This window comes from Leptobacterium meishanense (assembly GCF_037645805.1).
In the GTDB taxonomy this organism is placed as follows: Bacteria; Bacteroidota; Bacteroidia; order Flavobacteriales; family Flavobacteriaceae; genus Leptobacterium_A; species Leptobacterium_A meishanense.
This window is the reverse complement of the sequence record NZ_JBBEXE010000001.1, coordinates 150,331-174,848: the sequence shown is the minus strand read 5'-3', so window position 1 is coordinate 174,848 and position 24,518 is coordinate 150,331. Positions and strand designations below refer to the sequence as shown.

At 34.6% G+C, this 24,518-nt stretch carries 26 protein-coding genes; 23 read left to right on the top strand and 3 right to left on the bottom strand.

What is annotated here, in order from left to right:
- The first annotated feature begins 31 nt into the window (after positions 1–31).
- The 11 genes from WBG21_RS00810 (at position 32) to WBG21_RS00760 (ending at position 12,128) form a co-directional block, all read left to right on the top strand.
- Positions 32–1,264: an HD domain-containing protein gene (locus WBG21_RS00810; protein ID WP_340073797.1), complete on the top strand. Its 1,233-nt coding sequence runs from the start codon at positions 32–34 to the stop codon at positions 1,262–1,264.
- Between the two features lie 24 nt (positions 1,265–1,288).
- Complete coding sequence (gene lpxD / locus WBG21_RS00805) at positions 1,289–2,320, top strand: UDP-3-O-(3-hydroxymyristoyl)glucosamine N-acyltransferase (RefSeq protein ID WP_340073795.1); 1,032 nt, start codon at positions 1,289–1,291, stop codon at positions 2,318–2,320.
- Complete coding sequence (locus tag WBG21_RS00800) at positions 2,313–3,725, top strand: bifunctional UDP-3-O-[3-hydroxymyristoyl] N-acetylglucosamine deacetylase/3-hydroxyacyl-ACP dehydratase (protein WP_340073793.1); 1,413 nt, start codon at positions 2,313–2,315, stop codon at positions 3,723–3,725. The genes lpxD and WBG21_RS00800 overlap by 8 nt, the downstream gene beginning before the upstream one ends.
- Before the next feature lies 1 nt (position 3,726).
- The gene (lpxA, locus tag WBG21_RS00795) at positions 3,727–4,512 is read left to right on the top strand and encodes an acyl-ACP--UDP-N-acetylglucosamine O-acyltransferase (protein ID WP_340073790.1); all 786 of its coding nucleotides are present in this window, start codon (positions 3,727–3,729) and stop codon (positions 4,510–4,512) included.
- Positions 4,513–4,515: 3 nt separating this feature from the next.
- Entirely contained in the window at positions 4,516–5,082 is a 567-nt protein-coding gene (efp, locus tag WBG21_RS00790; protein WP_340073788.1) for an elongation factor P, read from the top strand.
- A gap of 16 nt (positions 5,083–5,098) precedes the next feature.
- The gene (locus WBG21_RS00785; protein WP_340073785.1) at positions 5,099–6,037 is read left to right on the top strand and encodes a UDP-3-O-(3-hydroxymyristoyl)glucosamine N-acyltransferase; all 939 of its coding nucleotides are present in this window, start codon (positions 5,099–5,101) and stop codon (positions 6,035–6,037) included.
- Between the two features lie 82 nt (positions 6,038–6,119).
- Entirely contained in the window at positions 6,120–6,992 is an 873-nt protein-coding gene (gene sucD / locus WBG21_RS00780) for a succinate--CoA ligase subunit alpha (protein WP_340073783.1), read from the top strand.
- A gap of 114 nt (positions 6,993–7,106) precedes the next feature.
- On the top strand, positions 7,107–7,853 hold the full coding sequence (gene fabG / locus WBG21_RS00775) for a 3-oxoacyl-[acyl-carrier-protein] reductase (RefSeq protein ID WP_340073781.1): 747 nt from the start codon (positions 7,107–7,109) through the stop codon (positions 7,851–7,853).
- A 62-nt stretch (positions 7,854–7,915) separates the two neighbouring features.
- Positions 7,916–9,952: a VWA domain-containing protein gene (locus WBG21_RS00770; protein WP_340073778.1), complete on the top strand. Its 2,037-nt coding sequence runs from the start codon at positions 7,916–7,918 to the stop codon at positions 9,950–9,952.
- An 18-nt stretch (positions 9,953–9,970) separates the two neighbouring features.
- Positions 9,971–10,786, top strand: a complete 816-nt coding sequence (locus tag WBG21_RS00765; protein ID WP_340073776.1) for a prohibitin family protein — start codon at positions 9,971–9,973, stop codon at positions 10,784–10,786.
- A gap of 118 nt (positions 10,787–10,904) precedes the next feature.
- Positions 10,905–12,128, top strand: a complete 1,224-nt coding sequence (locus WBG21_RS00760; protein ID WP_340073774.1) for a hypothetical protein — start codon at positions 10,905–10,907, stop codon at positions 12,126–12,128.
- A gap of 40 nt (positions 12,129–12,168) precedes the next feature.
- On the opposite strand, the gene WBG21_RS00755 is transcribed toward WBG21_RS00760, so the two are convergent.
- Both WBG21_RS00755 and WBG21_RS00750 read right to left on the bottom strand, forming a co-directional pair.
- The gene (locus WBG21_RS00755) at positions 12,169–12,723 is read right to left on the bottom strand and encodes a hypothetical protein (RefSeq protein ID WP_340073772.1); all 555 of its coding nucleotides are present in this window, start codon (positions 12,721–12,723) and stop codon (positions 12,169–12,171) included.
- A gap of 16 nt (positions 12,724–12,739) precedes the next feature.
- Positions 12,740–13,327: an OmpA family protein gene (locus WBG21_RS00750; protein ID WP_340073770.1), complete on the bottom strand. Its 588-nt coding sequence runs from the start codon at positions 13,325–13,327 to the stop codon at positions 12,740–12,742.
- Between the two features lie 309 nt (positions 13,328–13,636).
- On the opposite strand from WBG21_RS00750, the gene hisG reads away from it, so the two are divergent.
- From hisG to WBG21_RS00695, 11 genes are read left to right on the top strand one after another with little or no spacing between them, the layout of a single operon-like run.
- Entirely contained in the window at positions 13,637–14,494 is an 858-nt protein-coding gene (hisG, locus tag WBG21_RS00745; protein ID WP_340073768.1) for an ATP phosphoribosyltransferase, read from the top strand.
- A 17-nt stretch (positions 14,495–14,511) separates the two neighbouring features.
- The gene (gene hisD, locus WBG21_RS00740; RefSeq protein ID WP_340073765.1) at positions 14,512–15,807 is read left to right on the top strand and encodes a histidinol dehydrogenase; all 1,296 of its coding nucleotides are present in this window, start codon (positions 14,512–14,514) and stop codon (positions 15,805–15,807) included.
- Complete coding sequence (gene hisC / locus WBG21_RS00735; RefSeq protein WP_340073762.1) at positions 15,804–16,853, top strand: histidinol-phosphate transaminase; 1,050 nt, start codon at positions 15,804–15,806, stop codon at positions 16,851–16,853. The genes hisD and hisC overlap by 4 nt, the downstream gene beginning before the upstream one ends.
- Complete coding sequence (hisB, locus tag WBG21_RS00730; RefSeq protein ID WP_340073760.1) at positions 16,850–17,983, top strand: bifunctional histidinol-phosphatase/imidazoleglycerol-phosphate dehydratase HisB; 1,134 nt, start codon at positions 16,850–16,852, stop codon at positions 17,981–17,983. The genes hisC and hisB overlap by 4 nt, the downstream gene beginning before the upstream one ends.
- 10 nt (positions 17,984–17,993) lie before the next feature.
- Positions 17,994–18,578, top strand: a complete 585-nt coding sequence (gene hisH, locus WBG21_RS00725) for an imidazole glycerol phosphate synthase subunit HisH (RefSeq protein ID WP_340073759.1) — start codon at positions 17,994–17,996, stop codon at positions 18,576–18,578.
- Between the two features lie 2 nt (positions 18,579–18,580).
- A complete protein-coding gene (hisA, locus tag WBG21_RS00720; RefSeq protein ID WP_340073757.1) occupies positions 18,581–19,321 on the top strand; it encodes a 1-(5-phosphoribosyl)-5-[(5-phosphoribosylamino)methylideneamino]imidazole-4-carboxamide isomerase in 741 nt (246 codons plus the stop codon).
- A complete protein-coding gene (gene hisF, locus WBG21_RS00715) occupies positions 19,311–20,063 on the top strand; it encodes an imidazole glycerol phosphate synthase subunit HisF (RefSeq protein WP_340073755.1) in 753 nt (250 codons plus the stop codon). The genes hisA and hisF overlap by 11 nt, the downstream gene beginning before the upstream one ends.
- A complete protein-coding gene (gene hisIE / locus WBG21_RS00710) occupies positions 20,060–20,656 on the top strand; it encodes a bifunctional phosphoribosyl-AMP cyclohydrolase/phosphoribosyl-ATP diphosphatase HisIE (RefSeq protein ID WP_340073753.1) in 597 nt (198 codons plus the stop codon). The genes hisF and hisIE overlap by 4 nt, the downstream gene beginning before the upstream one ends.
- A gap of 32 nt (positions 20,657–20,688) precedes the next feature.
- Entirely contained in the window at positions 20,689–21,768 is a 1,080-nt protein-coding gene (gene corA, locus WBG21_RS00705) for a magnesium/cobalt transporter CorA (protein WP_340073751.1), read from the top strand.
- A gap of 57 nt (positions 21,769–21,825) precedes the next feature.
- Complete coding sequence (locus tag WBG21_RS00700; protein ID WP_340073749.1) at positions 21,826–22,392, top strand: nitroreductase family protein; 567 nt, start codon at positions 21,826–21,828, stop codon at positions 22,390–22,392.
- A 25-nt stretch (positions 22,393–22,417) separates the two neighbouring features.
- Positions 22,418–23,095 (top strand): DUF2461 domain-containing protein, encoded by a 678-nt coding sequence (locus WBG21_RS00695; RefSeq protein WP_340073747.1) that lies wholly within the window; start codon positions 22,418–22,420, stop codon positions 23,093–23,095.
- On the opposite strand, the gene WBG21_RS00690 is transcribed toward WBG21_RS00695, so the two are convergent.
- Entirely contained in the window at positions 23,092–23,505 is a 414-nt protein-coding gene (locus WBG21_RS00690; protein ID WP_340073745.1) for a glyoxalase, read from the bottom strand. The two genes, WBG21_RS00695 and WBG21_RS00690, sit on opposite strands and share 4 nt — an antisense overlap.
- Before the next feature lie 91 nt (positions 23,506–23,596).
- Here WBG21_RS00690 and WBG21_RS00685 point away from each other — a divergent pair, with 91 nt between their 5' ends.
- A complete protein-coding gene (locus WBG21_RS00685; protein WP_340073743.1) occupies positions 23,597–24,490 on the top strand; it encodes a DUF72 domain-containing protein in 894 nt (297 codons plus the stop codon).
- Positions 24,491–24,518: the final 28 nt, after the last annotated feature.

Here is a 24,518-nt window from a genome sequence, read left to right as displayed (position 1 = left end):
ATTTGCTAATACTTATTAATTACATCTTAATTTGAAAGCCACGAACAAGCTTACTATTTTGAATGATCCAATTTACGGATTTATTACCATTCCCAATACATTCATTTTTGATTTAATACAACATAGATATTTCCAACGTTTGCGAAGGATATCACAAATGGGACTTTCATACCTAGTTTATCCCGGGGCACATCATACACGTTTTCAACATGCATTAGGGTGTTTGCATTTAATGCAAAAAGCAATAACAGTATTGCACTATAAAGGCATTAATATCACAGAAGAAGAGAAGGAAGCGCTTTTGATTGCTATTTTATTGCACGACATAGGCCATGGGCCTTTCTCTCACGCTATGGAGCATAGCATTGTTGAAGGGATTCATCATGAAGACATGTCATTATTGTTCATGAAGAAACTCAATCAAGAGTTTTCGGGCAGATTGTCAATGGCTATAGCTATATTCAAAGGAGACTACTCTATGACGTTTATGAACCAATTAGTATCAGGCCAGTTAGATATTGATAGAATGGATTATTTAAAGCGTGATAGTTTTTATACAGGGGTGTCAGAAGGTAATATCAACTCAGAACGGATTATTACAATGCTCAATGTGACTGAAGATGATAAATTGGCTATTGAGGAAAAAGGGGTATATTCTATTGAAAAGTTCCTGGTAGCCAGGCGATTAATGTACTGGCAGGTTTATTTACATAAGACCAGCTTGGTTGCTGAACAACTCATGATTCGTGTTTTTAAACGTGCTAAGGAACTTTTGCTTGAAGGGAAAGACCTTTATGCAAGTGATGCACTTTTGTTTTTTATGAAAAACCAGTTATCAAAAAAAGATTTTGACACTAAGTATCTAGATTTATTCTCGAAACTGGATGATTATGATGTTGTATCAGCTATGAAAGCATGGCAACGTTCAGATGATTATGTCTTATCAACATTGTGTACCATGCTGATCAACCGTACACTTTTAAAAATAAAACTAAAAAATAAACCTATTTCTATAGATAAATTGGAAAAACATAGAAAACGTTTTGCAAAAACTCACAAAATATCTGAACATGAGGCCAATTACTTTGTTTTTAGTGGTGGAATAGAAAACCAAGCATACGATACAAAAAAACACAATATCAATATTCTCTTAGAAAATAAAAAGACAATAGATGTTGCTATTGCCTCGGATCAACTGAATATATTGGCGTTATCAAAACCTGTTAAGAAATATTACATCTGTTACCCAAAAGACCAACATTAGGAGTTTTTTTATACTTTTGCGAGAATGAAATTTACAGCAAATCAAATAGCAGGGATTCTAGAAGGTGATGTAGTAGGGAATCCTGAGGTAGAGGTATCTAGGTTATCTAAAATTGAAGAGGGGACAGAGGGCTCTTTAACTTTTTTGGCTAATCCTAAATATAAATCATTCATATATAAAACAAAGGCATCTGTAACCATTGTTAACAAAGACTTCGAAGCAGATGCTATTATCCATACAACACTGATCAAAGTAGATGACCCTTATAAATCATTTTCAAAACTCCTTGAGTATTACAATCAAGTAAAAATGAACAAAAATGGTGTAGAGACACCGGTGTTTATAGATGAGACAGCACGTTATGGAGAAGACATCTACATAGGGGCTTTTTCTTATATAGGGGAAAATGTTACAATAGGAAATAATGTTAAAATATATCCTAATGTATATGTGGGAGATAATGTGGTAATAGGAGATCATGTAGTTGTGTTTGCTGGAGCCAAAATATATTCAGAATCTGTAATTGGACATCACTGTGTTGTCCATAGTGGAGCTGTTGTAGGAGCAGATGGATTTGGCTTTGCACCTAACGAAAATGGTGAGTACCAAAAAGTACCGCAAACAGGAAATGTAATTATTGAAGATTATGTTGATATTGGAGCGGGCACAACTATCGATAGGGCAACTTTAGGATCTACGATTATTAGAAAAGGGGTAAAACTTGATAATCAAATACAAATTGCTCATAATGTAGAAATAGGGGAACATACTGTAATTGCAGCGCAAACAGGAATAGCAGGATCTACAAAAATAGGAAAGAATTGTATGATAGGAGGGCAAGTGGGCATTGTAGGACATATAACTATTGGGGACAGGGTCCGTATCCAAGCACAATCGGGAATAGGAAGAAATGTAAAAGATGATGAAGTATTACAAGGGTCTCCGGCCTTAAGTTATGGTGATTATAATAAATCATATGTACTCTTCAAAAATTTACCAAAATTAGCAGAAACCATTCACAAACTTGATAAAAAAACAAACGAAGAAAATGGCTAACACGGTTTCTAAGCAGCGGACCATCGCTAAAGAAGTTACGCTTAAAGGAGTAGGGTTACATACAGGAAAAGAAGTTACAATGACTTTTAAACCAGCCCCTATAAACCATGGCTATGCATTTGTTAGAGTTGATTTAGAGGGTAATCCTATTATAGAAGCAGATGCCAACTATGTAGTCAATACACAACGAGGTACCAATCTTGAAAAAAAAGGAGTTAAAATACAAACTTCAGAACATGTTTTAGCTGCTTTAGTAGGTATGGAGGTAGACAATGCTATCATAGAACTAGATGCATCGGAACCACCTATTATGGATGGCTCTTCAAAATATTTTGTCAAAGCCATCGAAGGAGTTGGTGTTATAGAGCAGGATGCTGACCGTGAAGAATACATTATAAAGGATGTGATTTCTTATATTGATGAGGAAACTGGAAGTGAAATCACTGTAATCCCCGCTGATGATTACCAAATCACTACTATGGTCGATTTTGGGACAAAAGTATTGGGCACTCAAAATGCAACATTAAAACATTTATCCGATTTTAAAAATGAAGTTGCAGACTCCCGTACATTTAGTTTTTTACATGAAATAGAAATGTTGTTAGAGCATGGACTTATAAAAGGAGGAGACCTTAATAATGCTATTGTGTATGTGGATAAGGAGCTATCGGAAGAAACTATGGAAAAACTCCGAGTAGCTTTTAAAAAAGATAACATTGCTGTAAAACCTAATGGAATATTAGATAACCTTACACTTCATCATCCTAATGAAGCAGCCCGGCATAAGTTGCTTGATGTTATAGGGGATTTAGCATTAATAGGTACTCGGATCCGGGGAAAAGTAATTGCCAATAAACCCGGACATTATGTTAATACACAATTTGCAAAAAAACTTTCTAAAATTATTAAAATAGAAAAAAGAAATAAGGTGCCTAAGGTTGATTTAACCCAACCTCCGCTGATGGATGTAAATCAAATCATGAAAATGTTGCCGCATAGGCCTCCATTTTTATTAGTAGATAGAATATTGGAATTAAGTGATAAGCATGTAGTTGGATTGAAAAATGTTACTATGAACGAACCTTTTTTTATAGGACATTTTCCCGGAGCACCAGTGATGCCCGGAGTACTACAAATAGAAGCAATGGCTCAGGCCGGAGGCGTTCTTGTTTTAAGCACAGTACCCGATCCTGAGAACTACTTGACATTTTTTATGAAAATCGATAATGTTAAATTTAAACAACAAGTAGGCCCAGGAGATACATTAATATTTAAGCTAGAATTGCTATCTCCTATAAGAAGAGGGATTTGTCATATGCAAGGATATGCTTATGCCAATGGAAAGTTGGCTACAGAAGCTGAACTAATGGCACAAATTGTAAAAACTAAAGAAGAAGATAAATAAGATGAACCAACCATTAGCATATGTCCACCCCGGAGCAAAAATTGCAAAAAATGTAGTCATAGAACCTTTTACCACTATTCACAATAATGTAACAATTGGAGAAGGTACATGGATAGGCTCCAATGTAACTATCATGGAAGGGGCCCGAATAGGAAAAAATTGCAATATATTTCCAGGAGCAGTAATCTCTGCAATACCACAGGATCTAAAATTTCAAGGAGAAGAAACTATTGCCGAAATAGGCGACCATACAACTATCAGGGAATGTGTCACCATAAACAGGGGCACCTCTGATCGTATGAAAACAGTTATTGGAAAGAATTGTTTAATAATGGCCTATTGCCATGTCGCCCATGATTGTATTGTTGGGGATAACTGTATTTTTTCTAATAACAGTACATTGGCAGGGCATATTAATATAGGCGATCACGTAGTATTGGCCGGTATGACAGCAGTTCACCAGTTTTGTTCAATAGGAAATCATGCATTTGTCACGGGAGGTTCCTTGGTACGAAAAGATGTTCCGCCTTATGTAAAAGCAGCCCGCGAGCCACTTTCATACGTAGGAATCAATTCTGTAGGCCTAAGAAGGAGAGGGTATAGCACAGACAAAATTAGGGAAATTCAAAATATTTATAGGATTTTATATCAAATGAACTATAATAACTCACAGGCGGTGGAAATTATAGAAGCAGAAATGGAAGCAACTCCTGAAAGAGATGAGATATTACAGTTCATAAAAGATTCACAAAGAGGTATAATGAAAGGATATTTTAATACAAATTAATAAATGGCAACAACTTCAGACATCCGTAAAGGGCTTTGTATTCGATACAACCATGATATCTATAAAATAATTGAATTTTTGCATGTAAAGCCAGGCAAGGGGCCTGCTTTCGTCCGCACAAAACTAAAGAGTGTTACTACAGGGAAGGTTATTGATAATACTTTTTCGGCAGGACATAAAATAGAAGATGTACGCGTAGAAACACATTCATTTCAATACCTTTATAACGAAGGGGATACCTATCATTTTATGAACACGGAAGATTTCACACAGATCACCCTCCAAAGAGACACCTTAGACGCCCCGGAGTTTCTGAAAGAAGGAGAAGTAGTAATAGTGCTTATTAATACCGAAGACCAATTGCCCTTATCTGTAGAAATGCCAAACCATGTTATCCTTGAAGTTACCCATACTGAGCCCGGAGTAAAAGGGAACACAGCAACTAATGCCACAAAACCAGCAACAGTAGAAACAGGGGCACAGGTAAATGTTCCGTTATTCATAAATGAAGGGGATAAAATAAAGATTGATGTAGAAAAAGGAGTTTACATGGAACGTATAAAAGAATAGCCAGTACATATTCACTATGAAATTTCCCCATCAGTATACTTTAGAACAAATAGCAACTATCATAAACACAAAGTATGTAGGTGATGCAAACTTTCCCATTATAGGCATGAATGAAATACATGTTGTAGAACCTGGAGATATCGTTTTTGTTGATCATCCTAAATATTATGATAAAGCACTTAACTCTGCTGCAACTGTAGTACTCATAAATAAAGAAGTTGAGTGTCCTCAAAACAAGGCATTACTTATATCAGATGATCCTTTTCGGGACTTTAATAAGCTTACAAATTATTTCAAGCCATTTGAAAAAGCTACTGCTCAAATAGCAAGTACTGCCACAATAGGTAAAAATACGATTATACAACCGGGTGTTTTTATAGGGAATCACGTAACAATAGGCAATAATTGTTGTATTCACCCAAATGTGGTCATTTATGACCATAGCTCCATCGGAAATAATGTTACAATCCATTCAGGAACAGTCTTAGGAGCCGATGCTTTTTATTACAAAAAGAGAGATTCCGGTTTTGATAAACTACAATCGGGCGGTAGTGTTCTGATTGAAGACAATGTGGATATTGGCGCATTATGTACTATAGACAGAGGTGTAAGTGGAAATACAACCATAAAACAAGGTAGTAAACTGGACAACCAAGTACATGTTGGCCATGATACAGTAATAGGGGAAAGGTGTCTTATTGCTTCTCAAGTAGGGATTGCCGGTTGTGTTATTATAGAAGACGGAGTAACATTGTGGGGACAGGCAGGCATTACAAGCGGCATAACAATAGGGGAGGGCGCAGTAGTATCTGCACAATCAGGAGTAAGTAAAACATTGGAAAAAGGGAAGTTGTACTTTGGAACCCCGGCAGAGGAAATTCGCAAAAAACATAGAGAATTAGCCGCAATTCGTCAAATCCCCTCCATTATAGAGCAATTAAAAAGTAAAAAATAGGATTACAAATTTTTTTAATGAAAAGCATTACTGAAATTTCACCCAAAAGTCTATTTTTGTACCGCATTTAAAATAAATAGCAATGAGCGTTTTAGTCAATAAAGATTCCAAAATAATTGTACAAGGTTTTACAGGTAGTGAAGGGACATTTCATGCAGAGCAAATGATTGAATATGGCACCAATGTCGTTGGAGGGGTAACACCCGGAAAAGGTGGTCAAGAACATTTAGGAAAACCTGTTTTTAATACAGTTGAAGATGCTGTAAGGAAAACAGGAGCGGATGTATCTATCATATTTGTGCCACCTGCCTTTGCTGCTGATGCCATTATGGAAGCTGCGAATGCAGGAATAAAGGTAATCATAACTATTACAGAGGGAATTCCTGTTGCTGATATGATAAAAGCATATAATTACATAAATGAAAAAGATTGCAGGCTTGTTGGCCCTAATTGTCCGGGGGTGATTACACCGGGAGAAGCAAAAGTAGGTATTATGCCCGGGTTCGTTTTTAAAAAAGGAAAAGTAGGTATTGTATCAAAGTCAGGAACACTTACTTATGAAGCTGCTGATCAAGTAGTACGCCAAGGCTTAGGAATTACAACGGCTATTGGAATAGGGGGAGATCCAATTATAGGCACTACCACAAAAGAAGCTGTAGAATTACTTATGAATGATCCTGAAACATCATGTATAGTAATGATAGGGGAGATAGGAGGGCAATTGGAGGCAGATGCTGCAAGATGGATTAAAGAAAATGGAAATAAAAAACCTGTTGTTGGATTTATAGCAGGGGAAACAGCACCGAAAGGCCGTACAATGGGACATGCAGGAGCTATTGTAGGGGGAGCTGATGATACCGCTGAAGCAAAAAAGCGGATCATGAGAGAGTGTGGAATTCATGTGGTAGATTCTCCGGCTGAAATAGGAAAACGCGTGGTTGAAGTTTTAGCATAACACTACAGCATAAAAACAATTGTTAAATCCCGTTTATAGCGGGATTTTTCTATAAAAGAACTCAAGTAAAAGACTTATATTTGATTCACTAACTATAAAAGACATTTAAGGTATATGAAATTATTAGAAGGGAAAACAGTTATTATAACAGGAGCCAGCAGAGGAATAGGGAAAGGGATTGCATCTATTTTTGCTATGCATGGCGCCAATATTGCTTTTACATATAGTGCTTCCGTGGAAGCAGCAACTGCACTGGAAAACGAGTTAAAAGAACAAGGAATAAAAGCAAAAGGATACCAATCAAATGCTGCTGATTTTGAACAAGCTCAAAAATTAGTGGAGGATGTAGTTTCTGAATTTGGAGGTGTAGACATTCTCATTAATAATGCAGGTATTACAAAAGACAATCTTTTGATGCGTATATCTGAAGAAGATTTCGACAAAGTAATTGAAGTGAACCTTAAATCGGTTTTCAATATGACAAAAGCAGTTCAACGAACCATGTTAAAGCAACGAAAAGGTTCAATTATTAACATGAGCAGTGTTGTAGGTGTAAAAGGGAATGCCGGGCAGACAAACTATGCAGCATCAAAAGCTGGAATCATAGGATTTACCAAATCGGTAGCATTAGAATTAGGGTCTAGAAATATCCGTTGCAACGCAATAGCCCCTGGGTTTATTGAGACCGAGATGACAGCAAAACTAGACGAAAAAGTTGTTCAAGGATGGCGAGATGCGATTCCATTAAAGCGTGGAGGAACTCCTGAAGATGTTGCAAATGCCTGCCTTTTCTTAGCTTCAGACCTTTCAACATATGTTACCGGACAAGTTTTAAATGTCGATGGAGGGATGCTTACATAGGCGCCTCAAGAGATTTTAAACATTGGCATATTGTCTTTAAAATCCGTTTTTATTATTAAAATATGGATATCATAACTATTTCTTATATTATTATAGCTATTGTAACAGCATTTTTTTTTGCAAGGTTTCAGTATGTTGCTAAAAAGAAAAAAAACATAAAAGATCATGTCCTTTTAATAGTTCTACGCTTCATAACTGTTTTTCTAATTATGCTGTTGCTTGTTAACCCTGCTATAGAAAAAACGGTGTTTTATGTCGAAAAACCGATTTTGACAATTGCAACAGATAACTCTTCATCCATTGCTTTTCTGAACAAAACAGAGGAAATAAAAGCTATTATTAAAGAATTTCGTGAAAACGCCGATTTAAATAAACGATTTGATGTTCGCTACGTAACTTTTGGGGACAATATCACTTTTTCGGATACGCTTACATTTGACAAGAAACAAACCAAAATACATTCAGTTTTGAATTCATTGGAAAATTCATCTAGTAATTCAATAGCTCCGGTCATTTTATTATCAGATGGAAATCAAACCTACGGGGAGGATTATGCTCTTTTAAGTACCAATTATAAGCAACAGGTATATCCGGTAGTAATAGGAGATACTACTAAATATACGGATCTAAAAATTAACCAGATCAATGTCAATAAATATGCTTACCATAAAAATGACTTTCCTGTAGAATTATTCATTAACTACCAAGGGAAGAATAAGGTCAAGAGTAACTTCGTTATAAAATCTGATGGTAAAACTGTCCATTCTCAGGAAATTGAATTTGATGATATAAATAACTCACGTATTGTAACACCTATGTTGAAAGCTAATGCTGTAGGTGTTCAATCCTATACAGCTGAAATTAGTCCGTTAGAAGAGGAAAGGAATACACTAAATAATATTAAAGAATTTGCAATTGAGATAATTGATCAAAAAACGAAAGTTCTTATTGTTTCAAGTATTATGCACCCTGATCTTGGAGCCTTGAAAAAGAGTATTGAGAATAATGATCAACGCGAGGCTACCATTCAAAGTATAGCAGATATAACTATTTCTGGGGTAAAAGAATACCAATTGATTATTATATATCAACCTGATGCTCGATTTAAAGCATTATTTGACACTATAAAAAAAACAAATACCAGTGTGTTTACAATTACGGGAACAAAAACCGATTGGCGGTTTTTAAACACTGCTCAGTCTTTTTATAGAAAAGAATTGAGTGCCCAGAAAGAAAATATAGAGCCGGAAAAAGAGAAGGGTTATACTCCTTTTGATATAAGTGAAATTGATTTTTATGACTATCCTCCTTTAGACAATTTTCTGGGTGATATTAGTTTCTCTATAAACCCTGATATTATTTTAAGGCAACGGATTAGGAATATTTCAACGACACAACCAATGCTTGCAACTTATGAAATAGATTCAATAAGAGGAGCGGTGTTATTTGGTGAAAACACCTGGAAATGGCGAGCTTTCAATTTTCTTGAAAATAAAAATTTTGAATCATATGATAACCTGATGGGAAAGTTGATTTTTTATTTATCATCAAACAAAAAGAAGGAACGGTTAGAAGTGTTTTCAGAATCATTTTATGACGGTAATAACAAAAAAGCAATCACAGCACAATATTTTAATGATAATTATGAATTTAACCCTAATGCAAGGTTAAATGCGATACTTAATAAAAGTTCAGAAGAAACACAACAAGTAATTCCGATGCGCTTATCTAATAACTTTTTTGAAGTAGATTTAAGTAATTTGTTAGCAGGAGAGTATAACTATACCATTGTAGTAGAAGGTGAAAACCTTTCAAAATCTGGAAAATTTAAAATAATTGATTTTGATATAGAGAAACAATTTTTAAATGCAGATAAAGAGCGATTAAAGATTTTAGCCGAAAATTCTGGTGGGAAAATATATTATCCTGAGCAAATAAAGGAATTGAAAGAAGACTTATTGACCAATGAAGGATTCAAGCCTATACAAAAAAGCAGTGAAAATGTTGTACCTTTGATCGACTGGAAGCTATTACTGGTTTTTATTGTTTTATTGTTGTCAGCTGAGTGGTTTCTAAGAAAATATAAAGGATTAATTTAATTTAAAAACATTGAAAGAATGGATCGACTTCCAAAAATTGGATTACCTATACTCGTAATCATCATTATAGGGATTATTTTTATTTATAAATCAACAATTACAATAGGCTCTGGAGAAGGAGGAGTTTTGTACAAAACTTTTGGGGGCGGTGTTGTAACAGATCAACCTCCATTGAATGAAGGGTTTCACTTAGTTGCCCCATGGAACAAGGTCTTTGTCTATGAAGTACGTCAACAAGAACTATCAGAAGCGATGCAAGTATTGTCCTCCAATGGATTAGAGATACAATTAGATGCTACGGCATGGTACCAACCGAGTTATAAAGATTTAGGAAAACTCCACAGGGAAAAAGGAGAAAAATATGTGGAGCGGATTATTCGCCCGGCTATTAGGTCCGCTGCCCGGAGTGTTGTTGGAAGGTATACTCCTGAACAATTATACTCTACAAAAAGAGATGCTATTCAAGAAGAAATCCAAGAAGAGACAAAAAACATTTTGAAAGGACAATATGTACAGCTGAACGAAATATTGGTTAGAGATGTTACATTACCTTCAACTATTAAAGAAGCTATTGAACGGAAACTAAGACAAGAACAAGAAGCATTGGAATATGAGTTTCGTATAGAAAAAGCTACGCAAGAAGCCGAGCGCCAACGCATTGATGCAGAAGGAAAGGCCAATGCCAATAGAATATTAAGTGCTTCTTTAACAGATAAGATACTTCGAGAAAAGGGAATAGAAGCAACATTAAAACTTTCTACTTCTCCAAACAGTAAAGTTATTGTAATTGGTAGTGGAGATGATGGGTTGCCTATTATTCTTGGGAATCAATAATGACTATTCGAAAAGACACTAAAACATTAAGATATAGAGGTTATTGTAATTAAATAACTCTCTATATCTTTTGCTTAGTCAACTAATAAGACACAATGTTTATCCCAAATTCATAAAAATGAACATTTCAAGACTGGCCTTTGTTATAATTACAATTTTTATACTTAAATCTTCTTCCGCCCAAAATAAAGACTCTCTTTCTATAAAGAATGGTATAGATAAATCAAATATGGTTTCTACCCATCATTTTGGCTTATTTAGTGCCCGTATAAACCATAACTTCAAAGTCCGGCCTCCAAAGAAATCCACTACTCAACTTACAGTTCAAAGTGGTAACATCTTCCATCCTGCGCTGGAAGTTTTTTTACCTAAAGACCCTACTATAAGGGAACAATTCAGTAACTTAACATGGTTCAAGAGGCCTTTTACATTTATAGATCAGGAAACAACTCCTGCCGATCTAATAAATATTGAGATTGATGCTGTATATAAGGTTTTTAGATTAGAACATATTATTCCATTATCAGAGAATCACGAGATTGGACTAGGGCTAAGAACATTTATGCCAACCAAAGGGACCTATCCATTTTCTTTCGTTACAAGTGATAAAACAATAGAATGGTTTCATTCTAATATAGCAGGAGGAGAAGATCCTTTTGGTAGAAAATTTTTCGGATTGAATGAAGTAAATATAAATTATGAGGATAGGAATGGCCGGACAATGCAACTAAGCAACAATCAATTTATCTTTAGCGGAATTGAAATAAATCATTTTTACTACCCAGAATATTTAGGTAATAAATCTAAGAACCTTCATTTTAATTTTGGCTCTCACCTCGGAATTAACACATCAAAGTATAACCCTTCCATTGATGTGGGTATTTCAGGAAATGGGATAAAAAAATGGATTTATAATGACCGGAATGAAATACGATTGGGTATTGGTTTAAGTGCTTTAAGAAAAAACTTTATAAACTTTCGAGATCCTGTAGATTTTGGGAATAATAAATATATTGCAAGTGGTGAGGCTGTATTAGAATACACAATGTATACTGATAAAAAAAACTATAATACCATTTCACTTTTTTACCAATTACAAACCCCATACAATACAAGAAAAGAGAAAGATTTTTTTCATTTGAAAGGGTTTTGGCAAGAAATAAATGCAGGTTGGCACAATGGTTATACTAAAACACTGGAAAATATAACTACATGGAGTTTAATGTACACTTATGGAACAAAAAAAATAGCATTTTCAGTATATATCAAACAAGATACAAAAGTCAATAATGCACCCGATATAGAAACCGGCATTAGTCTAAAAATTAACACTGTAAAATAATTTCCTCTAGAATTTAAAAATTTTATTTAACCTTATGAGATTAGTTTCTTGTATCCTGTTTTCTTTTTTTAATCAACCTTAAAGCTTGGCCTTTCCAGTCATCCCTTTTTATACGTCCTGGGAAAAACTCAATTAGCTGTGTGACAATTTCTATATCATCATCACTAAATTTACTTATTTGCTCATAAGTATAAATACCTATCTTATTTAGTTTTCCTTCAATAAAAGGACCAATGCCATTTATAGCTGTTAATTTATCTCTGAAAGAAGAATCCGCTACGCCAAAACTTTCAAAATTAAGTGTGGGTTTTTCATTATCAATAATTTTATTAGAGTCACTTACAACCATTCCTCTTCTTCCTCTAGTCTGTACCGCTTTTATTTTATTTTCTGAGAGCATCGTACTGTCAGAATTAAAAGCTTCCACTTTTTTAAATTGCATTCCTTTCTCAATGATAATATCATTCAGTTCATTTTTAAACTTTTTCTTATAATAAACTCTTGAAGAAATGTAACCGATCAAGAACGATCCCAAGCACATCAAAAAAATAATAATAAACTCATGATAAGCAGTAGGGTTTATATCTTCTAACATTATAATAATATTTGGGTCAATTTATTTTTATTTCAATTCTTCTGTTTTTGCGCCTATTTTCTAAACTATTGTTTTCTACTATAGGAGAGGTCTCCCCTTTAGAAAGGACTTTTATTTTATCTTCAGGGACTCCTTGAGAAACTATATATTCAGACACACTTTTAGCACGTTCCATCCCTATCCATTCATTTGTTTCAGGATCCCCCACATCATCTGTATGACCAATAATTGAAATTGCTTTTAAAGGGTGGCTTTCCAAATAGGTAATTAATTTAGTTATATAAATATTTAAAGAATCATCTGGTTCAAATGTGTTAGAGCCAAATCCGGTATATATTACAATATCAGTTAATGGAGTTTCTTCAATAAATATTTTCACCTCTTCTCCTTCTTGGTACGTGCCATTAGTGCTTGGGGGGCTATTGATAGTATCAATATTGTCCTTTGTAGAGATGCTATCAACTACCGCATTGGAGTTTACTTGCTCTTTCTTATGAACAGGGTATATAATATTACAGTATTGTTTAATTTGGCACATATAAATGTATATGCCTAAAGAAAACCACAAAACAAATAATAATAATGAGAGAAGAAAGTTTCTCATATACCGTTCTCATGTTTACTATCTAAAAGTATGAATTTCGGACTTATTTTCAAATTAAAATTGTTTCTTACATATTATCGCTAACTTTAGAAGAAAACATTTTTTTTTGGGTTATATAATTTAAAATATACTATTTTTGCATCTGAAAGTTGCAATAATTATTATGTTTATATACACTCATCATCATCATTTATACACGTTCGCTCAAGCGAGGTGAAAGATGTTGCATGTTGTTAAAGCACATAAACCCGTTTGAGTAAACTCAAACGGGTTTTTTAATGATAGTTTTTAATAAAACACAGTATTATAATGGCCAGAATTAAAATTGCTATTCAAAAATCAGGAAGACTTAACCAAGATTCTTTAAAAATCATAAAGGATTGCGGAATCTCTATTGATAATGGTAAAGATCAATTAAAAGCTGTCGCAAGAAATTTCCCTATGGAAGTATTGTATCTCCGTAACAGTGATATTCCACAATACCTTAGAGATGGAGTGGCAGATGTTGCTATTGTAGGAGATAATTTGTTAACGGAAAAAGGCGAAAATATAAAAATTGCAGAAAGATTGGGCTTCTCAAAATGTAGAGTTTCTTTAGCGGTTCCAAAATCATTTAAATATAATGATATGAACGACCTAGAGGGAAAGAGAATAGCTACTTCTTATCCCAACACCGTTAAAAAATATTTAGCTAATAAAAAAATAAAAGCCAATATCCATGTTATTAATGGGTCTGTAGAGATAGCTCCAAGCATTGGTTTGGCTGATGCTATAGTTGATATTGTTTCTAGCGGTAGCACACTTTTTAAAAACAATTTAAAAGAAGTAGAAATCATTCAAGCAAGCGAGGCGGTATTGGCGGTATCCCCTAAAATAACTTCAAAAAACAATGCTATTCTGAATAAGTTACAGTTTCGGCTTCAAGCAGTATTGAAAGCCCGGAAATCAAAATATATTTTATTAAATGCCCCAAATGATAAGATTGATGCTATAAGTAAAATACTGCCTGTGCTAAAAAGCCCCACGGTACTTCCCTTAGCAGAAAAAGGATGGAGTTCATTGCATTCAGTAATAGATGAGGGTACATTTTGGGAAGTTATAGATGAGTTGAAACAAGCAGGCGCAGAAGGTATTTTGGTTTGTCCAATAGAAAAAATGGTGCTTTAGTTTTTAAATATCCAAATATGGAAAAGATATACAACCCAAGTAGAGAAAAATGGCCTGAACTAACAAAAAGGCCAACGCAAACAATTGATGAGATTGAAAAAACCGTATTAGGAATATTTAATGATGTAAAACTAAAAGGCGATTCTGCTATCACTAAGTATACGGAACTTTTTGATAATGTTTTATTGAATAACAATATAGTTTCTGATGATGAAATAGTGAAAGCGACAAATATTGTTTCTCAAAATGTCAAATCTGCTGTTCAGCTAGCCAAAAGCAATATTGAAAAATTCCATAGTGCTCAAAAAACACCCCCCGTCTTCGTCGAAACGATAGAAGGAGTTAATTGTTGGCAGGAGAAAAAACCTATTCAAAAAATAGGATTGTATATCCCTGGAGGCACAGCTCCTTTGTTTTCAACTATTTTAATGTTGGCAATACCTGCAAAACTAGCTGGTTGTAAAGAAATTATTCTCTGTACACCCCCAAACAAAAAAGGCACGATTGCGAATGAGATTCTTTACACAGCAAATTTATGTGGTATCACCAAAATTTTTAAAATAGGAGGTATACAGGCAATCGCCGGAATGACCTTTGGTACGGAAACAATTCCTGCTGTATACAAAATATTTGGGCCCGGAAACCAATTTGTAACAGTAGCCAAGCAGTTAGCTACAAAATATGGAGTAGCAATCGATATGCCTGCAGGGCCCAGTGAGGTTTTAATTATTGCTGATGATACTGCAAACCCTTCATTTATTGCTTCGGACTTATTATCACAAGCAGAACATGGCATAGACAGTCAAGTTATTTTAGTAAGTACTTCAAAAAAAACAATCGAAAATGTAGAAAAGGAAGTTGAAGCTCAGATAAAAGAATTACCTCGTAAGAATATAGCTAAGGAAGCAATTAGAAAATCAAGATCAATCTATTTTGAAGATCATGTCTCAGCTATTAATTTCATTAATGATTATGCCCCTGAGCATTTCATTGTCTGTACCGATAATGAGGACTTTTATATAAACAATATTGAAAATGCAGGATCTGTTTTTATTGGTGATTATACTCCTGAAAGTGCAGGCGATTATGCCTCTGGAACCAACCATACATTGCCTACAAGTGGGTATGCAAAAAATTACAGCGGTGTAAACCTGGATTCTTTTATGAAAACAATGACTTTTCAAAAAATAACAAAAAAAGGAATTCAAAATATAGGCAATTCAATTGAAGTTATGGCAGAAGCAGAAGGGCTACAAGCTCATAAAAAAGCTGTTTCGCTACGATTGAAAGCAATAAGCGATGATTTATTATGAGAACATTTAATTTAAAAAATTTAATACGACCTAATGTCGCTAACATGAAACCCTACACATCTGCACGAGACGAATACATGGGCACAACTTCAGAAATGGTATTCTTAGATGCTAATGAAAACCCTTATAATAATGGCATTAACCGTTATCCGGATCCAAATCAAAAAGAATTAAAAAATGTATTAGCAAAATTAAAAGATATATCCCCTTATCAACTATTACTAGGCAATGGTAGTGATGAAATCTTGGATTTAATATTCAGGGCTTTTTGTGAACCCGGAAAAGACAACATTATCACATTGCCCCCAACCTATGGTATGTATGCTGTTTTGGCGGATACAAACAATATTGACAACAGACGCGTATTCTTAACCACAGAGTTTAAAATTGATGTAGAGAAAATACTAAACACCATTGACGGGCAAACAAAACTTATTTTTTTATGTTCTCCTAACAATCCTACCGGGAATTTACTTGACATAAAGGATATTGAATTTATTTTAAACAGCTTTAATGGACTTGTAATAATTGATGAAGCCTATATTGATTTTTCATTACAACATAGCTGGATATCCAAATTGGAAGAATTTCCTAATTTAGTTGTGACGCAGACACTCTCAAAAGCCTATGCAGCTGCAGGTATTCGCTTAGGTATATGCTATGCATCAAAAGAGATTATAAAAACACTGCAAAAAATAAAACCACCATACAATGTGAACCTACTCACTCAGGAACACGCATTATCATGTATTCTAAACCAAAAAAAAATACAACGGCATGTTGATGCTATTCTTAATGAAAGAAACAAACTCCTTAGCGCTTTAACTGAAATAAAGTGTGTTAAAAAAGCATATCCGACATCGGCTAACTTTGTTTTGGTGAAGATGGATGATGCAACAACGCGTTACAACCAATTGCTAAAAGCGGGTATTGTAGTCCGTAATCGCTCTAATCAACCACTTTGTGAAGATTGCCTGCGTTTTACCATTGGTACACCGGAAGAGAACAATAAATTAATAAAAGCTTTAAAAGAAATGAAACAATGAAAAAAGTATTGTTTATAGACCGTGATGGGACGCTTATAAAAGAGCCTAGTGACGAACAGATAGATGCATTTGAAAAACTGGAATTCTATCCAAATATGTTTTCTTATCTGGGAAAAATTGCACGAGAGTTGGATTATGAACTTGTGATGGTAACCAATCAGGATGGCCTAGGAACTGATAGTTTTCCCGAAGATACTTTTTGGCCGGTTCATAAATTTATTATGCAGTCACTGGAAAACGAAGGAATTATTTTTAAAGAGGAAATTATAGACCGAACGTTTGCCAAGGATAATGCCCCAACCCGTAAACCAAAAATCGGATTGTTGACTAATTTTTTTTCAGATGATTATGACTTGAAAAACTCATATGTAATCGGAGATCGAATGACAGATGTAGAATTAGCCAAGAATCTTAACAGTAAGGCTATATACATTAACAATAATACAAGTCTAGGACAAAAAGAAACAACCATCTCCCACAAGAAACTAAGGCAGTTCATTGCTTTAGAGACTGATAATTGGAAAACTATTTATGAATTCTTAAAACTGAAACAAAGAAGCGCTGAAATCGTCAGGAAAACTAATGAAACAAACATCGCTATTTCGTTAAATATTGACGGAGTAGGTAACAGCAAAATAGACACTGGCATTGCCTTTTTTGATCACATGCTCGATCAATTGTCAAGACACGGGCAAATGGATTTAAAAATTAATGTAAAAGGGGATTTGAATGTTGATGAACACCATACCATTGAAGATACTGCAATCGCTTTGGGAGAAGTCTTTAATAAAGCATTGGAAGACAAACTAGGTATAGAGCGTTATGGTTTTTGTCTTCCTATGGATGATTGTTTAGCACAGGTAGCTATTGATTTTGGAGGACGTAACTGGTTGGTTTGGGAAGCCGATTTTAAACGTGAAATGATTGGTAAAATGCCTACAGAAATGTTTTATCATTTTTTTAAATCATTTACTGATGGGGCGAAAGCCAACTTGAATATAAAAGCAGAAGGAATTAATGAGCACCACAAAATAGAAGCTATCTTTAAGGCTTTTGCGAAGGCTATTAAAATGGCTGTAAAACGTGATGTAGAGAAAATGGTTTTGCCAAGCACAAAAGGTATTATTTAAAGAAAGTATAATGAAAATAGCCATTATAGATTACGGTGCGGGGAACATTCAGAGCATAAAATTTGCTGTTCAACGCTTAGGGTACGAAGCAGCACTTACAAGTAGGCCTGATGAAATTCAAAATGCCGATAAAGTTATTTTCCCGGGAGTAGGAGAAGCAAGTAGTGCGATGAACAAACTTAAGAGCTCTGGATTGCATAAATTAATACCGGAATTAAAACAACCAGTACTGGGGATATGTTTAGGGATGCAGTTGATGTGTAATTTTTCTGAAGAGAACAATACTGAAGGATTAAAAATTTTTAACACAGGCGTTGTGAAATTCAAGAATGATGTGAAAATCCCTCAAATAGGGTGGAACAAAATTTCAAACCTGAAAACCACTTTATTTGAAGGAATAGAAGAGGGAGCATACATGTATCTAGTACACAGTTATTATGTCCCGCTGCATAAAAATGCTATTTCAACAACCTACTATGGGATTGAATACGCCTCTGCATTGCATAAAGATAATTTTTATGGGGTTCAATTTCATCCTGAAAAAAGCAGTAAAGAAGGCTCCAGAGTGTTAGCGAATTTTTTAAAAATAAAATAGTAATGAGGATTATCCCTGCAATTGATATAATAAATGGAAAATGTGTTCGACTTACCAAAGGTGATTACAGTACACAAAAAATATACAATGAAGATCCTTTAGAAGTGGCGCTACAATTTGAAGCACATGGTATTCATTATGCACATGTAGTGGACTTAGATGGGGCTAAAAGCCATCATATTGTCAATTACAAAATACTTGAACGCATAGCAACCAGAACAAATTTGAAAATTGACTTTGGGGGAGGCATAAAATCTGATGAAGACATAAAAATAGCTTTTGAATGTGGTGCTTCACAGGTTACAGGAGGCAGTATAGCAATAAAAAATCCTGAATTATTCAATACTTGGATTCAACAATATGGCTCTAGCAATATTATATTAGGAGCGGATGTTAATGACCAGAGAATAGCGATTAATGGTTGGAAAGAAACTTCAGAAGAATCATTAATACCTTTTATAAAACGATATGTAGATGAAGGCATTAAATATGTTATATGCACAGATATTAGTAAGGATGGCATGTTGAAAGGCCCTTCATTTAAATTATACCAATCGGTATTAAATAAAATAGAAAATCTACACTTGATAGCTTCAGGAGGTATTTCCAGCATGGAAGACATTGCTGAGTTAGCTGTTATAGGTTGTGAAGGCGCTATAATTGGAAAAGCTATTTACGAGAATAAGATTTCCTTGAAAGAATTAGAAAAATATATTACTACACAATCAAATCATGCTAGCTAAACGAATAATTCCTTGCTTAGACATTAAAAATGGACGTACGGTAAAAGGAGTGAATTTTCTTAAACTTCGCGATGCAGGAGATCCCGTAGCACTCGCAGCGTTATATGCAGAAGAAGCAGATGAGTTGGTTTTTTTAGATATATCAGCAACAGAAGAAAGAAGAAAAACATTATTGCCACTTGTTCTCAATGTTGCAGAAAAAATAGACATTCCTTTTACTGTAGGAGGAGGTATATCATCTGTTCAGGACGTAGAACTACTCCTTAAAGCAGGAGCAGACAAAGTTTCTGTTAATTCTTCAGCAGTCAAAAATCCTGCATTAATAAATGAGTTGGCATTAAAATTTGGCAACCAATGTATTGTGATAGCAATTGATGCAAAACTGGTCAATAACCAGTGGAAAGTTCATTTGGTAGGAGGAAAAAAAGCAACAAACATCAATTTATTTGATTGGGCAAAAGAAGTAGAACAAAGAGGGGCAGGGGAAATCTTGTTTACTTCCATGGATCATGACGGAACCAAAAACGGTTTTGCAAATGAAGCGCTGGCAACACTTGCCGCAACAGTAAACATTCCTGTAATAGCCTCCGGGGGAGCAGGAAAGAAAAGGCATTTTGTTGATGCTTTCAAAAAAGGAAATGCAGATGCTGCATTAGCTGCAAGTGTATTTCATTTCAAAGAAATTACCATTCATGATTTAAAAAAAGAACTCAAAAAAAATAACATACCTGTGCGATTATGAAATTAGATTTTGATAAAAATAACAACGGATTGCTTCCTGCAATTATTCAAGATGTTAATACTAAAAGTGTTTTGATGTTAGGATATATGAACCGGGAGGCATATATAAAAACCGTTGAAACAAAAAAAGTTACTTTCTATAGTAGAAAGAAGAGACGTTTATGGGTGAAAGGAGAAGAAAGTGGAAACTTTTTGCAAGTAAACGATATTAGACCAGATTGTGATAATGATACATTGCTCATTCAGGCTATTCCCCAAGGACCTGTTTGTCATAAAGGTTCCGATACGTGTTGGAATGAAAAAAACAGTGCTTCTTTTGGTTTCTTATCCAAACTGGAAGAAATCATATCTGACAGAAAAAAATATAACAATGATAACAGCTACATATCTTCCTTGTTCAAGGAGGGGATCAACAAAATAGCACAAAAGGTTGGGGAAGAAGCAGTAGAAACTATTATTGAATCCAAAGACACCAATGACAACCTTTTCATAAATGAAGCAGCAGACCTTTTGTTTCACTATCTTATTTTACTACAGGCCAAAGGCTACGGAATAGCAGATGTAATATCACAATTGGAGAAAAGGCACAAATAATACTATCTTTATATAACTGATATTAGTTGACCATGCCAAGAAAAAAAATCACACCAAAAAAAAAGGTATTTCGTTCCAGAAAGAAAATTGGACAAAGTCCGGGTACAATAACGTACACAGGATATAAAGAAGATAAAAGCTTCCATATAGAACTTATTGATTACACACCTAGCACTTTTCGGGAGAAAGAATTTGCAAAATTAGAAGAGGCTTTTGAAGCTTCTTCTGCTGATTCTATTACATGGATAAATATTAATGGGCTTAACAACACTGCAGATATACAAAAGCTAGGAAAACGCTATTCATTACACCCCTTAGTTCTTGAAGATATTGTGGACACCGATCAACGGCCAAAAATAGAAGAATACAACACGTATGTTTTCGTTGTTTTTAAGATGCTTTATTATCAAAATGATGTGCTCAATGTGGAACATATAAGCATGGTTCTGGGAAAAAATTATGTATTGACTTTTCAGGAGGCCGATGGGGATGTCTTTAATCCGCTCAGAACCCGAATAAAAGAAGCTAAAGGACGTATCCGCACAGAAAAATCCGATTACCTTTTGTTTGCGCTCCTTGATGCAATTGTGGATCATTATTTTTTAGTCATCGAAACACTTGGAGAAAAAATAGAACTTATAGAAGATACGTTATTTAATGAACCCGATGATACGATAACAAGACAGATACAAGATATCAAAAAAGAGGCATTGAAAATAAGGAGGGCTGTTTTTCCTGCAAGGGAAGTAATTGGGCGATTGGAAAAAATAGACTCCTTGCTATTTAATAAAGACATAAGGGACTACTATCGGGATTTATACGATCATACTATACAAATAATCGAAAACATTGAAATTTATAGGGATACTGTGTGGGGTTTAATGGATACGTATATGAGTACCGTAAGTAACCGAATGAACAATGTTATGAAAGTATTGACCATTATTGCTACGATATTTATCCCCTTAACTTTCATTGCAGGCATTTACGGAATGAATTTTGAACACATGCCGGAACTGCATTACAAGTATAGTTACTATATCCTTTTAGGAGCAATGTTAGTTATTTTTGTCTTGATGTTATTTTATTTCAAACGAAAAAAATGGCTCTGATAAATGAAACTTCAATAATAAGATACAGAATTAACCTATCAATATATATCAAGGATCATGACAATATCACAGGCAATACAAAATAGAAAAGCCGTTTATCCTCCTCTGTATAATGATAAGCCCATCCCTAAGGAAATTATTAATGAAATCCTCGAAAATGCGAACCGGGCACCTACGCACAGGCTAACAGAACCATGGCGCTTTAAAGTCATAAGAGGAAAAGGAAAAGCGCGATTTGCAGATTTTCTTGCTGAAAAATACAAAGACAGCACTATTGATGATAATTTTTCTGAAAGAAAACATCTTAAATTGCAAGAAAACCCCCGAAAAGCCGACACAATAATTGTCATCGTTATGAAACGTGACAGCTTAGAGCGTGTTCCCGAATGGGAAGAAGTAGCCGCTGTAGCCATGGCAGTTCAAAATATGTGGCTAACAGCTACAGCACATGAAATAGGAAGTTATTGGAGTTCGCCGTCACTTATTGAATTTATGGATGAATTTATAAGTATGGAACCCTCAGAAAAATGCCTTGGCTTCTTCTATATGGGATACTATGATGATGATGTGTCACCTTCTAAGCGTACTCCGATAGAAGAAAAAACAAGTTGGATAGAATCATAGAACTAATTTTAATAGAGCTTACTTTATGGAAGCAATAGTACCAAAAGAAACTTTTACATTTTTTAAAGAATTAAAAAAGAACAACAACCGGGAGTGGTTTGAAATACACAAAAAAGAATTTAAAGCCATTGAAGCACAAATAAAGATCTTTTATATAGAACTCATGGAACAGTTACAAACCCATGATGAAATAGAAGCATATAAACTGTTCAGGATATACCGTGATGTACGCTTTTCTAAAGATAAAACTCCATATAAAACACACTTCGGAGGATGGTATAGAAGGTCAAAACCCAGGCTAAGAGGGGGTTATTATTTGCATATTGCCCCAGGTGATACGTTTATAGCCTGTGGCTTCTGGGAACCCAGTAAAGAAGACTTGTTCAGAATCCGGAAAGAGTTTGAACAAGACGCGTCTGAAGTCAGAGAGATAATAGAAAATCCTGCATTTAAAAAAGTATGGGGAACGTTGGAAGGAGAAGAAGTAAAAACAGCCCCCAAGGGTTTTGACAAAGAACACCCTGACATAGACCTTATCAAGAAAAAACAGCATATATTCATCAAAAAGTTTACAGATAAAGAAGTACTCGCTGCTGATTTTAGCTATAAAGTAAATGAAGATTTTAAAACCATTCGGCCTTATTTTGATTATATGAGTGATGTCTTAACTACCGATTTAAACGGGGTATCACTAATCGACTAGGCAACATTGACTATTTCTTTTTCCAATAACTGAACTTGGTCTTTCAGTCTTTCGATCACCATATTCATCATTCGTTTATTCAATGCAGATGAGTTTTGGATATAGCTTGTATATTCTTCAATGGTAAATTGACCAATCACCATTCCCTTCAAAGAATTTCTAAACTTTATATCCTTTTGGACAGAATTTTCGATAAATTGTAACCGTTTTTCAAGAGAAAAAGTATAAAATACACCTTTGTGTTTATTGATGTAATTTTTAAAAGCAGCTAGTAATAAATCATTCTGAAGCTTTATAACAGGGCGCAATGTTTTATTTTGAAACCGTTCATCATTGTTCATAGTATCATAAATAATAGCAGAAGGAATGTCAGGGCGAATGTTCAATAAGTCGTCAGATCGTTTGTTCATAATGGAAGTTTTACTAAAGTTAGAGAAATAATGGAATGGATAACCAACAACAAAACAATACTTTTTCACCACCTTATAAACATTCTCTAGCATGAAATTTGGAAAAGTTGATAACCCTCAAATTATTGATTTCAGCATTCCGCCCGATCATTTCGGTACCAAAAAGGCAATTGAAAGATATACTTCTGACGAGGAACTAAAAGTATATGTGGGCTGTGCTAAATGGAACAAACAAGACTTGAAAGGGTTTTACCCAAGAGGCACGAAAGACGAACTGCAATACTATGCATCACAGTTTAATTGTATTGAGCTAAATGCCACATTCTATAGAATGTTTCCTATCGAACAATACGAGAAATGGCATGCAAAAACACCGGAAGGGTTCAAGTTTTTTCCAAAAATAAATCAATTAATCAGTCATAGAAAATGGTTGTTAGACGTAGAATTACTATTGGAAGAATACATTAACGGGGTAATCCATTTAAAAGAAAAGCTGGGCACTATTTTTCTACAAATGCACAATAATTTTGCGCCTAAGAATTTTGACAGGGTCATTTCTTTTGTTGACTTATGGCCCAAAGAACTTCCTTTAGCGATTGAGTTTAGGCACACGGATTGGTTCAATGATAAAACGGTAGCCGAAGAGTTGTATCAGCTATTAGAAGAAAACAATATTGCCAATGTATTAGTAGATACTGCAGGAAGACGTGACTTAATGCATATGCGACTCACCAATAATGAAGCATTTGTCCGTTATGTTGGGGCAAACCATGAAACAGACTATACTCGATTGGATGATTGGACAAAGTGCCTCAGAGAATGGAGAAACTTAGGATTAAAAAATATCCATTTTTTTGTACACCAAAACCTGGAAAAAGAATCCCCACTTTTATCGGCATACTTCATAGAAAAACTTAACAAAGAGCTAGGGGTAAACATCCATATACCGCAAACACTTCTTGAAGGGACAAAAAAACTGTTCTGAAGCTTTGTAATAATTGTTAAAATTTTCT